This is a genomic window from Sporolactobacillus pectinivorans, assembly GCF_002802965.1.
Taxonomy (GTDB): Bacteria; Bacillota; Bacilli; order Bacillales; family Sporolactobacillaceae; genus Sporolactobacillus; species Sporolactobacillus pectinivorans.
This window is the reverse complement of the sequence record NZ_NXGA01000001.1, coordinates 1,918,907-1,932,146: the sequence shown is the minus strand read 5'-3', so window position 1 is coordinate 1,932,146 and position 13,240 is coordinate 1,918,907. Positions and strand designations below refer to the sequence as shown.

General features: G+C 45.4%; 15 protein-coding genes. All 15 read right to left on the bottom strand.

The window, feature by feature from the left end; all coding sequences use genetic code 11:
* Positions 1-9: 9 nt before the first annotated feature.
* Entirely contained in the window at positions 10-804 is a 795-nt protein-coding gene (locus COP04_RS09255; RefSeq protein ID WP_100487713.1) for a phosphatidate cytidylyltransferase, read from the bottom strand.
* Positions 801-1,595, bottom strand: coding sequence for an isoprenyl transferase (locus COP04_RS09250; RefSeq protein WP_420852748.1), 795 nt, complete (start codon positions 1,593-1,595; stop codon positions 801-803). The genes COP04_RS09255 and COP04_RS09250 overlap by 4 nt, the downstream gene beginning before the upstream one ends.
* An 86-nt stretch (positions 1,596-1,681) precedes the next feature.
* Positions 1,682-2,242, bottom strand: a complete 561-nt coding sequence (frr, locus tag COP04_RS09245; protein ID WP_100487711.1) for a ribosome recycling factor — start codon at positions 2,240-2,242, stop codon at positions 1,682-1,684.
* Positions 2,243-2,244: 2 nt separating this feature from the next.
* A complete protein-coding gene (pyrH, locus tag COP04_RS09240) occupies positions 2,245-2,970 on the bottom strand; it encodes a UMP kinase (RefSeq protein ID WP_100487710.1) in 726 nt (241 codons plus the stop codon).
* Between the two features lie 159 nt (positions 2,971-3,129).
* Positions 3,130-4,014 carry a translation elongation factor Ts gene (gene tsf, locus COP04_RS09235; RefSeq protein ID WP_100487709.1) on the bottom strand — a complete coding sequence of 295 codons (885 nt, stop codon included), beginning with the start codon at positions 4,012-4,014 and terminating at the stop codon, positions 3,130-3,132.
* A gap of 89 nt (positions 4,015-4,103) precedes the next feature.
* On the bottom strand, positions 4,104-4,862 hold the full coding sequence (gene rpsB, locus COP04_RS09230) for a 30S ribosomal protein S2 (RefSeq protein WP_100487708.1): 759 nt from the start codon (positions 4,860-4,862) through the stop codon (positions 4,104-4,106).
* A gap of 146 nt (positions 4,863-5,008) precedes the next feature.
* Positions 5,009-5,590 (bottom strand): DUF6115 domain-containing protein, encoded by a 582-nt coding sequence (locus COP04_RS09225; RefSeq protein ID WP_157800239.1) that lies wholly within the window; start codon positions 5,588-5,590, stop codon positions 5,009-5,011.
* Positions 5,591-5,744: 154 nt separating this feature from the next.
* A complete protein-coding gene (locus COP04_RS09220; RefSeq protein WP_100487706.1) occupies positions 5,745-6,509 on the bottom strand; it encodes a FliA/WhiG family RNA polymerase sigma factor in 765 nt (254 codons plus the stop codon).
* Between the two features lie 31 nt (positions 6,510-6,540).
* Positions 6,541-7,023 (bottom strand): chemotaxis protein CheD, encoded by a 483-nt coding sequence (locus COP04_RS09215; protein ID WP_100487705.1) that lies wholly within the window; start codon positions 7,021-7,023, stop codon positions 6,541-6,543.
* A complete protein-coding gene (locus COP04_RS09210; protein WP_100487704.1) occupies positions 7,020-7,634 on the bottom strand; it encodes a chemotaxis protein CheC in 615 nt (204 codons plus the stop codon). Before COP04_RS09210 ends, COP04_RS09215 begins: the two co-directional genes overlap by 4 nt.
* A gap of 4 nt (positions 7,635-7,638) precedes the next feature.
* Positions 7,639-8,112, bottom strand: a complete 474-nt coding sequence (locus tag COP04_RS09205; RefSeq protein WP_100487703.1) for a chemotaxis protein CheW — start codon at positions 8,110-8,112, stop codon at positions 7,639-7,641.
* A gap of 13 nt (positions 8,113-8,125) precedes the next feature.
* A complete protein-coding gene (locus COP04_RS09200) occupies positions 8,126-10,180 on the bottom strand; it encodes a chemotaxis protein CheA (protein ID WP_100487702.1) in 2,055 nt (684 codons plus the stop codon).
* Between the two features lie 2 nt (positions 10,181-10,182).
* The gene (locus tag COP04_RS09195) at positions 10,183-11,265 is read right to left on the bottom strand and encodes a protein-glutamate methylesterase/protein-glutamine glutaminase (protein ID WP_100487701.1); all 1,083 of its coding nucleotides are present in this window, start codon (positions 11,263-11,265) and stop codon (positions 10,183-10,185) included.
* Positions 11,262-12,152 carry a MinD/ParA family protein gene (locus tag COP04_RS09190; RefSeq protein WP_239984817.1) on the bottom strand — a complete coding sequence of 297 codons (891 nt, stop codon included), beginning with the start codon at positions 12,150-12,152 and terminating at the stop codon, positions 11,262-11,264. Before COP04_RS09190 ends, COP04_RS09195 begins: the two co-directional genes overlap by 4 nt.
* Positions 12,145-13,239: a flagellar biosynthesis protein FlhF gene (locus tag COP04_RS09185; RefSeq protein WP_239984816.1), complete on the bottom strand. Its 1,095-nt coding sequence runs from the start codon at positions 13,237-13,239 to the stop codon at positions 12,145-12,147. The genes COP04_RS09190 and COP04_RS09185 overlap by 8 nt, the downstream gene beginning before the upstream one ends.
* Position 13,240: the final 1 nt, after the last annotated feature.

The following is a 13,240-nucleotide window of genomic DNA, read 5'->3' as shown; positions in this document are numbered from 1 at the left end:
TCCCTCATATCAGCGGATCATGCCCATTAAATACAGAATGGGAAGAACGAAAATCAGGCTGTCAAACCGGTCGAGAAGCCCCCCGTGCCCCGGTAAAAGAGTCCCAGAATCCTTCACCCCGAAAAACCGTTTAATTGCCGATTCGGCAAGATCCCCCATCTGTCCCAAAATGGATATAACGAAAGCTGCGGCCAAAAGCATGCCCCACGAGGAGAATACCGGGCTACGGACAACTGCCTGGAAAATAAGAACCGCGGCCAGCGCGGTCAGAACAGCGCCTACTGAACCTTCAATTGTTTTCTTCGGGCTGATGTGCGGAGCAAGTTTGTGACGCCCCAGTATTCTTCCGGCAAAATATGCACCGCTGTCCGTTGCCCATATCGTGATTTGTACAAAAAGGACAGTGACCAGACTCTCCAGCCGTAAGTGAACAAGCAGAGAAAACGGTAGACTTATGTAAAATACCGACAAAAAAATATAAGAAGCTTCTTCAACCTGAAACTGGTTTCTTGAAAAGACTACAATGCATAGTAAGCATAAAATGAGGACAATCAATAATCTGATGACAAACTGAATGAATCCAGGGCCCTCGATAAATGGGGCGGAAAGTACGTTTACCGCAACAGCCAGTGCACCTGCAAGAACCCCAGGGGAGAAAAATGGTATCTTTTTCATTGCCGTCAATTCCATAAACGCAATTACGGCAATGGCAGCAGCAAATATTGAAAATGGAAAAGAGCCAATAAACAAAAAAGCAAGGTATGCAGCTCCTGCAATAAATCCCGTAACAATCCGCTGTTTCACTTATCTCCGTTCCTTTCTTCCTTGATTCCCCCGTATCTTCTCTGCCTGGTCGAAAACTCAAAAATAGCCGTTCTCAGATCGGATTCACTAAAATCAGGCCAATAAATCTCAGTAAAGTATAATTCTGTGTAAGCCATCTGCCAGAGCATAAAATTACTGAGACGGATTTCACCTCCAGTACGAATTAACAGATCCGGATCTGGAAGCAAAGGGCTGAGCATTCTTTCTGACAGTAACTGCTCATCAATGGAATCAGGTTCTATTTTATGGTCTAGCGCGTCCCGAACCAATGATCTGACAGCTTCGACGATTTCAGCATGGCTTCCGTAGTTTAGAGCAAAGTTGAGCACCAGTCCACTGTTTTTCTTTGTTTTTTCAATGGCCTGATTCACAGCGCGGATTGTGTGGGCAGGAATACGTGCCATGTCTCCCATCACACGCACCTGGACATTGTTTTCGATCAGTTCCACCAAGTAAGAATTGAGAAATTGCTCAGGGAGCTTCATCAGAAATTCAACTTCCGTTTTTGGGCGTTTCCAATTTTCTGTTGAAAAAGCGTATAGCGTAAGCACTTTAACACCCAAGCGCTGCGCTTCGTTGGTTATTTTTTTTATTGTTTTCAGAGCTTCGCGATGCCCGGCTATTCTTGGCAGACCTCTCCGCTGCGCCCAGCGCCCATTGCCATCCATGATGATGGCTACATGCTCCGGTACCCTGTGAGCATCACTGAAAACCTGCTCCTTTTTTTCCGATTTTCCGTTTTTTAAAAAGGAAAATTTTCCAAGCATCATTTATCCCCCAATTGCTGCCCTGAAATCTGTTTTCATAAAGTTGCCCGTAACTTCAGGTCCTTAACGAAACCAGGATTCTGCGATCATTAGATATCCATCATTTCTTTTTCCTTTTCCGATGAAATCTGATCGACTCTTTTGATGATGTCATTTGTCAGTTTTTGAACTTTATCTTCTGCTTCCCGGACATCGTCTTTTGTCAGTTCATTACTTTTTTCAAGCTTTTTAATCTGATCATTTGCTTCACGACGTTCATTCCGAATGGCAACCTTGGCTTCTTCAGCAAATTTCCGTACCACTTTTACAAGTTCCGCGCGCCTTTCCTCCGTAAGCGGTGGAATAGCAATTCGAATCACGGTTCCGTCATTCGTCGGCGTGATGCCAAGATCGGATTTAAGAATGCCGCGTTCAATGTTTGCCATTGACGTCCGGTCATACGGCTGAACAAGCAGCAGCCTAGGTTCAGGGGCTGTGATTGTTGCGATCTGTTTCAGGGGTGTTTCGGCCCCATAATATTCCACTGTGACTTTATTCAGAATCGAAGGATTGGCACGGCCGGCACGTATCGTGACCAGTTCGCGCTGAAAGGATTTGACCGTTTTTTCCATCCGTTCCCTTGCTTCTTTCAATACATCATCTTGTGCCATTGTTATCTCCCCTTTACAACAGTGCCGATATCTTCGCCCATCACGGCACGTCTGATATTTCCTTCAACAGACAATGAAAAGACAATCAGCGGAATATCATTATCCATACTTAGGGAAGAAGCTGTTGAATCCATCACCTGCAACCCTTCGTTCAATACACGCAAGTATGAGATCTCTTTATATTTTTTCGCACTCTTGTCTACTTTTGGATCCGCCGAATAAACGCCATCGACATTATTTTTTGCCATTAGAATGACATCGGCCTCAATCTCTGCTGCCCGGAGCGCCGCAGTCGTGTCCGTCGAGAAATAAGGATTTCCCGTACCGGCAGCGAAAATGACAACACGGCCCTTTTCAAGATGGCGGATTGCGCGTCTGCGAATATACGGTTCGGCGACCTGTCTCATTTCTATTGAAGTCTGAACTCTCGTTTCGACTCCGAGCCCTTCAAGGCTGTCCTGTAAAGCCAGAGCATTGAGAACCGTAGCAAGCATGCCCATATAATCCGCCTGGGCACGGTCCATTCCCATCTCACTGCCGGTCTTCCCGCGCCAGATATTGCCGGCTCCGACAACAATAGCCACTTCAACCTTAAGATCAACAACGTCTTTCACCTGTTCCGTGATTGAACGGATGATTTTAGGGTCTATACCGAAGCCACTTGCCCCAGCCAGAGCCTCACCGCTCAGCTTCAGAATGACACGCTTATATTTTGCCTTTTCCGGCATCCTCAATCTACCCCTCTCAAATTTCACCCATTTTAAAAAATGGGACACGTGAAGCGTGCCCCATTGTGTTTATCCATTATCTCACAGAGGTGCCGTGATCATCTGGCATCGGAACACGAATAAAAAACCGCTGCCTTCCAGCACACTTACAGGCGCAAATCATTGCTTCATTTGAGCTTTGACTTCGTCAGCAAAATTTTCTGTTTTCTTTTCAATACCCTCGCCGACTTCATAGCGAACAAACGCACTGGCTTCGGCATTCTTGCTTTTTAGAAATTCACGGACTGTGATATCGCCGTCTTTAACAAAAGGCTGATCAAGCAGGCAGATTTCCTTAAAGAATTTTTTCAAGCGCCCGACAATCATTTTCTCAACGATATTGGCTGGTTTACCCTCTTCTAAAGCTTCTTTGGTCAATACATCTTTTTCATGGGCCACGACATCTTCAGGGATATCTTTTTCTGTCAGGTAGCGCGGTTTAATCGCAGCAACATGCATCGCTACGTCCTTAGCGGTATCCGCATCCCCGCCCTTGATCTTAACAAGAGCAGCGATCCGCCCGCCCATGTGGAGATATGCGCCAAATGTTTCATCATCATTTTTATGGAGTACTGTAAAACGGCGCAGAGATATTTTTTCACCGATCTTTGCAATAGCTGCAGTAATATGTTCAGAAACCGTTTCACCTGTGCCCTCAAGGGACTGTGTGAGCGCCGTCTCAACATCTGCAGGCTCTTCCTTCAGAAGATGCGTGGCAAGGGTATCAATTAACCCCTGGAATTCGGCATTTTTTGCCACAAAATCCGTTTCAGAATTGACTTCCAGAGCGACGGCCTTGGCACCGCTGATTTTGATTTCCGAGAGACCTTCAGCAGCGATACGGCTTGACTTTTTTGCCGCCTTGGCAACGCCTTTTTCGCGAAGTACATCAATCGCTTTCTTAATATCTCCGTCTGTTTCAGTAAGTGCGCGCTTGCAGTCCATGATACCCGCGCCTGTTAAATCGCGCAGTTCTTTTACGAGTTTCGCATTAATTGCAGCCACTTAATGTCCTCCTACACTATATCATTTTTTCGTGAAAAGAGTGATAAAGGGCAGATCCCCTTATCACCCTGTCAAATCATGTACAAATTTTATTCAGCTTTTACAGGCTCTTCTGCCACTGCTTCAACATTCTGTTCCGGAGCAACTGCCGCTTCTTCATTTTCCTCGCCCTGATTGGCTTCAAGCACTGCATCAGCCATTTTTCCAGTGAGCAGTTTCACGGCACGAATTGCATCATCGTTTCCTGGAATAAGAACATCAATTTCATCAGGATCGCAATTTGTATCAACGATCGCAATAATAGGAATGTTGAGCTTATGTGCTTCAGCGATTGCAATTCTTTCCTTACGCGGATCAATCACAAACAGCGCCTGAGGCAGGCTTTCCATATTTTTGATACCGCCAAGAAATTTTTCCAGCCGTGCCCATTCCTTTTTCAGTCCAACAACTTCTTTTTTGGGAAGCACATCAAATGTTCCGTCTTCCTGCATCTTTTCAATGTCTTTAAGACGTTTGATCCGTTTCCGGATAGTCTCAAAATTGGTCAATGTACCGCCAAGCCAGCGTTGATTGACATAATACTGGCCTGAACGCTCAGCTTCGGCTTTTACTGAATCCTGCGCCTGCTTTTTTGTGCCGACAAACAGGAGCTTGCCTCCGTCAGCGGCAATATCCCTGACAAACTGATAAGCTTCCTCAACTTTTTTAACGGTTTTCTGAAGGTCAATAATGTAAATGCCGTTTCTTTCTGTAAAGATATACGGTTTCATCTTCGGATTCCAGCGACGGGTCTGATGACCAAAGTGTACGCCGGATTCCAACAACTGTTTCATTGAAATAACTGCCATTCTAAAATTCCTCCTGTTGGTTTTAATTCCTCCGTCAGCCTCTTTTTTACATACAACTGAAAAAATCAGCACCTATATGCAAATCAGCCAGCGTGTGTGATTGACACCAAACGTTAATATATCATAAATGAAGCACATTGACAAGATTAAGATTGACCTTTGCCCTGAAATCTGAGCAGAAGCTCAACTTCCCCTTTTCCTCGGTTCAGTTCTTTTGCAATTTCAGTGGTAGTATATCCCTTATTCTTAAGTTTCATAGCCTGTAAAAACAGTGATTCTTCCATTTTATCGTTGATGTCTTCTACAGGAGGCATCCATTCGCCCTTTTCTTCAGGGGCGGTCTGCTCCGTCTCCACGGATTCCCCAGAATTTATCGTTTCCTGCATCTGGAGTTCGCTTTCCTTTTTCAGCACCTGGCTGAAAGGTGTCGGATTCTGTTCAGCCGGTCTATGGATGGTGTCGGCCTTTTTGGAACGCGCCGGGTGGTTTTTTTTTGCCGTGCTCTTCTGGCGGGCAGGCGGTTCAATTGCTTCCTTAAGGTTGGCAACAAGACGGTCATTCTCTTTTCGGGTTTCCTCCAGATAGGCATCAAAAATATCTTCAACATCATGGAGCAGTTGTTTCGAATCCGTCTGCTGCAAAAGGCGTATTCGCTGATATAATTGCAGAATAAGATAAAAAGCAAGTATGGTAAGCAAAAAATTGAATGTGATCCAAAGAGCAGACACGCCGGTCACCGCCCCTTCCTTTTTGATTGCGTCCTCACAATAAAGCGGTCCTCGAACAATGCCATTAAAATTCAGTTTTTCTGAAACGCTAAAGAAAAATAACTGACCGTTCCAGCTTTATCGCGTGCTCGTTAACAGGTTGGATCAATGCCAACTACTCATTGATCTGTTTTGTCAGATACTGCCTTAATTTGAACAATGCCTTGGAGTGAATCTGGGAAATGCGTGAAGTTGATAGTTCAAGGACCTGGCCGATTTCTGTCAGCGTCAATCCCTCATAATAAAACAATGAAACGACCAGACGCTCTTTTTCACTGAGTTTATCGATTTCCTCAGCCAGAATGTGACGATTTTCCTGATCAATCAAATACTGATCAGGCTGGATCGCGTCCGGATCTTCAATAGAAACGGATGGAGTATCATTTTTCCCCCCGGGTGCTCCATCGTCAAGAGACAGTAAATTTGTCAACAGTCCTTCAGAAACAACCTGCGATACCTCACTGACAGTCATGTCACATTTCTCAGCAATTTCTTCGATGGAAGCCGAGCGTTTTTGTTCCTGCTCAATCTGATCCGCTGCCCGCTCAATTCGCTTGCTCTTCTCACGTACAGATCTTGGCATCCAGTCTTCTTTCCGTAATCCGTCCAAAATGGCTCCTCTGATTCGAAAAGAGGCATATGTGTCAAACTTCAAATCACGATGGCTGTCGAACTTTTCAAGTGCATCATAAAGCCCGATCAAACCGTAACTCTGAAGCTCACTGCGATCAACATTTCGAGGCAGGCCGGCACCGATTCGCTGAACATGGTACTGTACGAGAGGCATATAAAGTTGAAGGAGAAAATCCGCTGCGTCTTTGTTCCGCTCGGTATTCCATCGGTTCCAGTTTTCCAGCTCCAGTTCGTCAGGTTTTGCCACTTTTTCTCCCTCTTCTCTTAGACATTCAAGACTAAATGATATGAGCGCCGTGAAAAATGGTACGGATCATCAACAAACCCGAACCCGGATTAAATTCAATCGTGCGCCCGTAATCTTTTCCTGTTTCTTCAGCAACAATCGGGATCCGGAAGCGTTGAAGCTGAGCTCGCACCGCTCCCGAATTTCGCAGCCCGATGCTTCCCAGCGGCAATGTTTTGGACGACTTGAACATTTCCGCGCCCCCTGCCATTTTTGCCTTTAAACTGCGCAGCGGAAATCCATGCACATCGGTCATCAGCCGAACCAATTCTGGAATCGCTGTATCCGCATATTTACCCGGCATGAACAAATTGGAACGCGCAAGGGAGGAATCTGGAAGCATGACATGAGCCATCGCTGCACTTTTTAATATCTCATTGTAAATAATGACCCCCACGCAGGAGCCTAGTCCCATAGTTCTCAGCACTTCCGGACTTTCAGCAAATTTTATCTCAGAGAGTCCAACCTGAATCACAAAAATGACTTCCCTTCGGCAGCGCTGAATAGTGCATCCAGGGATTCAGGAAGTGGAAGAAAAAGGAATTCGCCTTTGAATTTACTCTTTTCATCCCTGTCAAACAGTTCAGCACCAACCAAAAGGATAGAATCATCGTAAAGAGACAGCTCTACCAGTCCCTCTCCAAGAATGGCCCCTTCCATATCAACGGCATAGTTAGGCGGGGACTGGTTCAGATGAATGCGAAAAAAAGTCGATATCGCCGACAGGTAAGACCCACAAAGAATATTGCTGATTTCGCAAAAAACGGATTTACCCATACTGTTGTCAAAAACCGAGCCATCCGGAACAAGCTGACGAATAAGCCGATTGGCAAGTTTTACTTCAAACATCATGAAAAAGTAGCCTTTCAAATCCCCGCTTATTTCGATGTACGAAGTAGCAACGTGTTTCTCGGCATCCTTCTTGATAACATCTGAGAGCGGGATCACATTTACTGAAGGGATCTTCATCTCGATCCTTTTTTGAAGCAAAGTTGACAAGGCAGTCGCCGCATGTCCCGCACCGATATTTCCAGCTTCTTTAAGCAGGTCCAGATGATCAGGATACAGGTCAGATAGTCTGTGCATCAAGTCACTCCTCAATTGATTTCAAGTCATCAAGGTCCTGATCACTGAGCACACGGTCAAGATTGAGCAAGACAAGCAGCCCGTCATTTTCGATTCTTGCGACACCGCTGATATACCTGGCATCCAGCCCGCCCACAATATCCGGAGTTTTTTCTATAGCCTCAAAATCAATATCAGTAACTTGCTTGGCCGTATCGACCAGCATGCCGACCTGCAGATCTTCAGTTTCAACAATGATCACCCGACTGTCTTTTGTGACAGGAACAGGTACAAGTCCAAAGCGTTTTCTGATATCAATGATCGGTATAATCAGCCCCCTGAGATTCATCACACCTTCAACAAAGTTTGCGGCATTCGGTACGCGGGTAAGAGACTCAAGATGTTCGATGGAAAGAACCTGATCGATCGGGACGCCATAAGTCTCATCGCCCAAATGAAATAAGATGACTTTAACTGTTTTTTGTTCCGTGTTTTCCATTCGGTTTTCCCCCTCAGGCATTCTGCTTGAATGTTTTTTTCTTTTGCACGTCAATCAGTTCCTGGCAGTCCAGGATTAAGGCAACTTGTCCGTCACCCAGAATCGTCGCCCCTGAAAATCCCCTGACATCTTTAAGATAATTTCCAAGCGGCTTAATCACAATGTCCTGATAGCCCAATAATTTGTCGGCAACTGTACCGACGATTTTGTCCCCATGGCGAACCAAGACGATTGATCGTGAAATTTCATCCCCATTGCCCGCAACTTCGTTCACATCCGCTGCGGAGACATTCAAATAGTCATTCAGGTCGATGAGCGGAACGATGCGGTCACGGTAATTCATGACACGACGTCTATTAAGTGTCTGCACTTTAACCTGCCGTTCAAGTGCCGTTTCAGCAATAGAAGTAATCGGAATCGCATATATTTCTTTTCCGGTCTGAACCAGCATTGCATTAATAATCGAAAGTGTCAGAGGAAGTTTTACTGTAAATTTTGTTCCCTTGCCGGTGGCAGAGTCGACTTCGACTGTTCCACTTAACGAATGAATCTTGCTTTCAACAACGTCCAGCCCGACACCCCGACCCGAAATGTCAGAAATCTTATCAGCGGTACTAAAGCCAGACTCGAACAGCAAATGATAGATATCCTTATCGGTGAGCGACTGCGCGGATTCAGCGGACACGATTCCCTTCTCTACCGCTTTTTTCAGTACTTTTTCACGATTAATGCCCGCCCCGTCGTCTTCAATTTCAATAAACACGTGATTTCCGCTATGATAGGCTCTGAGCGCCAGAGTCCCCTCCGGATTCTTCCCGATTTTTTCCCTCACATCCGGATGTTCAATCCCGTGGTCCATTGAGTTCCGGATCATATGCATCAGGGGATCGCCAATTTCATCAATCACCGTCCGATCCAATTCCGTCTCTGCACCGGTGATGACCAGATTGACTTTTTTGTCCAGTTCTTTTGAAAGGCTCCTCACCATTCTTGGAAAGCGGTTGAAGACCTGCTCTACCGGCTCCATCCGAAGATTCAGGATCGTTTCCTGCAACTGATCTGAGACGCGCTTTAACATGCCGACGGATTCTTTCAAGTCTTGGTTTTCTAATGCAGAAGATATTTTTTCAAGGCGGCTCCGGTCGATAATCATCTCTTCAAAAAGATTCAAAAGATGATCCAGCCTGTCCAGATTTACACGGATCGTTTTTGCGACCGGCTTTTTGGCATGATTTTCTGAAGATCCTGCTGCCTGATCTACTTGTTTCTTTTTCTTTAATTCATTAGTGCCCTCATTTTTCTGAAATGAGCTTTGGACAGAGGACACGGCAACACGTTCAATTTCTGAAATATTCATGATTCTTTCTTGAATTGTCGCTTCGTCCTGGTCAGTAACGACCACATATATAAACGCCTCATCAAAGGTTTCTTTCTCAATGTCTTCAGTTGATGGTTGGGACTCAATAATATTGCCGATATCTTCAAGAGCATTTGACACCATCAAAGCTCTGGCTGCTTTAAGCACACAATCTTTTCTGAGCGTCACCTCAGTTTCAAAGACGTGCAGATTCTGAGAGAGTGCCTGCTCAATAACTGCCTGATCATATTCAGTGTATGAAAGCCCGAAATCTGCAGGACTGCTGCCAGCTATTTTTGCCGCCGGTTGCGCTTCGTTTGTTTCCTGCTGCCCTCCCTGTAAAAGGGCCTGAAGTTTTTTCACCGTATCCATAGTTTCCAACTTGTCGTTTCCGCCCTGCTCAATCGAATCAACCATTGATTCCAGCAAATCCAGTGCCTCAAGCAGAACGTCAACCATGTTTGAGTTTACAGTAGCTTTTTGGTGGCGCAGTGCATCAAATACGTTTTCCATCGTGTGCGTCAGTTCCATCATCGTACTGAAACCCATTTGCCCCGAACTGCCCTTCAGCGTATGTGCCGACCTGAAAATACTGTTGATCAGCTCAGGGTCTTCCTTCTTTTCTTCAAGTTCCATTAATTTGTCATTCAAATTCTGTAAATGTTCTCTTGCTTCATCAATAAACACCCCTAAATACTGGCTCATATCCATTTTCATTCATCTCCCCTTAAGCCGTATTGATTGCAAATTGCGGAAGCTACCTGATGAATCTTGCAGACCTCATCAACCTTATTCGTCTCGATAGCTGCTTTCGGCATGCCGAAAACAACGCACGATTCCTCCGATTCAGCGATTGTATGAACATCGGGCCCGGCATCTTTCAGCGCGGCGAGCCCGTCGGCACCATCCCTACCCATACCCGTCAGTATCGCAACAACATAAGAGCGGCCACGTATGCTTAACAGTGAATCTAAGGTGACATCAGCGGAAGGCTTGACACCATGTACGGGCAAAGTATCCACCAAGTGAACCACAAGCATCCCATCGGAATTTTCTTTAATCTGCAAATGAAAGCCTCCGGGTGCAATGTAGACATGACCGCTGCCGAGGATCTCACCTTCGGCAGCTTCTGTGACAGTTAGTTCAGATATTCTGTTCAGTCTTTCTGCCAGCGATTTTGTAAACTTGGGCGGCATGTGCTGAACGACGAGCACTGGCGCAGGCAGATTTTTCTTCAGTCCGGGTATTACAATTTGCAGAGCTCTCGGACCTCCTGTTGATGTTCCGATGAATACAAGGGAGCCTTTTTTTTTCTCCCCACTAAACGTTTTCACAACATCAGCTTTATCGGCTGCCGCGATTTCTCTTTCACAATCGCCGACATTTCTGCGTATTTTTGAAATTGAAGCCTGCTTGATCTTTGTTTGAAGTTCATGCTGAATATGTTCAATATCTGACGGCCTGCCGGAAGGTTTAAAAATAAAATCAAATGCGCCGTTGCTGATCGCTTCAATGACATAACTTACATTTTCGTCGCCTGCGCCGCTAACCATAATCGTTGGGGTGGGGATGTCAGCCATAATATCATGAAGCACTTGAAGGCCGTCTTTTTCACCGTCCATAATGATATCTAGGGTTACTACATCCGGGCGGTATTGAACCAATTTGTTCAGAGCATCCCTTCCATTTCTGGCTGTTGCAACAACTTGCAGTGCTGAATCCTCTTCGATCATTGCCTTCAGAGTCTGGCGCATGAAAGCTGAATCATCAACAACAAGCACGCGAACAGGGTTCATTTTCTTTTCCCTCCCAACTTTCTGATATAAGCTTTCACACGGTCTGAAAACGAAGCGGGATGGTCTGAATCGGCGCCTTCATTCTTCTGATCACCAACTAGGAAAGAGGCAGTCAAAAGCTTCATTTCAATACTGTACCTCGCGCGTGGATACTGTAGAACACAGGGGACCTGTTCTTTCACAGATCGCAGAACAGCCTGATCCCGGTGAAGCGCACTCATCCATTTAATTCCGGTTCCCATAAAGCGGCCGGATGCTTCCGAAAGTCTTTCCCAGGTTTCTCTGCCTTCCTGCAAATGATCAACCATATTGACGACGCAGGAAACCTGAAGATTCTGATTGTTTAATAGAAGAATTTTCAAAGCCGAGTAGGCATCTGCCACTGCCGGAGGTTCAGGTGTTGTAACGAGAATGACCTGATGGGCGGCCAGCAGAAAATGCATCATATTCTTCGACACCCCGGCTCCAAAATCAAAGATGACATAGTCATATTTTTTGCGGATTTGTTCCATCTGCTCCAGAAAAGTATTCAGGTTCTGTTCGTCAAGACTGAACAGCTTGTCCAGACCGCTGCCGCCCGAAATGCAGGAAACATTGCCCGGGCCCGTGAAAACAACGTCATCAAGCCTCAGCTTGTCGTGTATGGAATCTGCAATATTGTATGCCGCCGGCTTGCCGAGCAGATGGTCAATATTGCCCATACCTACATCCAGATCGATAATGAGCACTTTTTTGTCCATTTTAGAAAGGGAAATTGAAAAATTAACGCTGAAAACGGACTTGCCAACGCCTCCCTTGCCGCTTAGGATACCAACAACTATACCGGCTTTTTCCGGAACATTCCTTGAGTTTACCAATTGCCTTAATCTCTCTGCCTGATCATTCATCATTTTTATCACCCAGCATGAAGTTAATCCATTCATTCACATTCGGAACTTTCAGATCATCAGGCACTTGCTGACCATTTGTTATGTACAAAATACGTTTTTCGGGAAACTCAAGAAGGGTGCTGACGATTGCTCCATATGTTGAGGTTTCATCCATCTTGGTTATGATCAGATGCTCAGCAGAAAGAGGTTTAAAACGCCGCACAAGTGAAGTCAGATCCTCAAGTTTTGCCGTTGCAGCCAGCACAAGGCATAACATGATCTGCGGATCATCACGAACCATTTCCCCCATATCAGCCATATATGCCTGTTCATTAAAATTGCGTCCTGCCGTATCGATGAATACGCGGTCATAATCTGCATACTTGCCAATCAATGCATGGAAGTCTTGGTGAGTATAGGCTACTTCCATGGGAATGTTCAAAATATCTGCGTATGTTTTCAGCTGACTTATGGCTGCAATACGAAAAGTATCTGTTGTGATAAAAGCAACTTTTTTACCGCCCTCCAGTATTTCACGCCCGGCCAGTTTCGCGATCGTCGTTGTCTTTCCAACCCCGGTTGGTCCAAGAAACATGACAAAACGATGATTAACGACCGTATTCTGAAAGCGCTTCGGATTAAGACGCTTGACTAGAAGATCTTTCAAAAGCTGATCCAATTCCAATTCGCTTAAAGATTCATCGCTTTGGTACCATTTTTTTACCATCGTTTTGATCAGATCATCCACGTGCTGTTCTTTTAGTCCCTGCGTCACCAGTCGTGATCGCAGTCTGTCCAGATATACCGGGCCCGAGAATAGCCGATCAACTTTTCCATTGGAAGGTCGAAAAGGCAATCCAATCTGATCATCTAAACCTGAAGACAAACTCCTATGCCTTTTTTCGGCATTTTTCGGTAAATCTTTAAATGAAAGATCTGTATCCGTATCATTGGCCGCGAGGACTTCAACATTCACCTGTTTGAAAAGGTTAAAAAAACGTCCGTTTGTCACCTTTTTGGTTTGAAAGATAACGGCATCACTGCCAAGTTCCTGTTTCACTTTCTCGATTGCCTGAGCCATTGTCGGCGCAATTATTTTTTTCATT

Bases quoted from the DNA above. Each gene is read 5' to 3' on its own strand.
- COP04_RS09210 (WP_100487704.1), bottom strand. From the start codon at position 7,634: ATGCACAGACTATCTGACCTGTATCCTGATCATCTGGACCTGCTTAAA.
- COP04_RS09185 (WP_239984816.1), bottom strand. From the start codon at position 13,239: ATGAAAAAAATAATTGCGCCGACAATGGCTCAGGCAATCGAGAAAGTG.
- COP04_RS09200 (WP_100487702.1), bottom strand. From the start codon at position 10,180: ATGGATATGAGCCAGTATTTAGGGGTGTTTATTGATGAAGCAAGAGAA.
- COP04_RS09190 (WP_239984817.1), bottom strand. From the start codon at position 12,152: ATGAATGATCAGGCAGAGAGATTAAGGCAATTGGTAAACTCAAGGAAT.
- rpsB (WP_100487708.1), bottom strand. From the start codon at position 4,862: ATGGCAGTTATTTCAATGAAACAGTTGTTGGAATCCGGCGTACACTTT.
- COP04_RS09195 (WP_100487701.1), bottom strand. From the start codon at position 11,265: ATGAACCCTGTTCGCGTGCTTGTTGTTGATGATTCAGCTTTCATGCGC.
- COP04_RS09250 (WP_420852748.1), bottom strand. From the start codon at position 1,595: ATGATGCTTGGAAAATTTTCCTTTTTAAAAAACGGAAAATCGGAAAAA.
- frr (WP_100487711.1), bottom strand. From the start codon at position 2,242: ATGGCACAAGATGATGTATTGAAAGAAGCAAGGGAACGGATGGAAAAA.
- COP04_RS09205 (WP_100487703.1), bottom strand. From the start codon at position 8,112: ATGGAAAACACGGAACAAAAAACAGTTAAAGTCATCTTATTTCATTTG.
- pyrH (WP_100487710.1), bottom strand. From the start codon at position 2,970: ATGCCGGAAAAGGCAAAATATAAGCGTGTCATTCTGAAGCTGAGCGGT.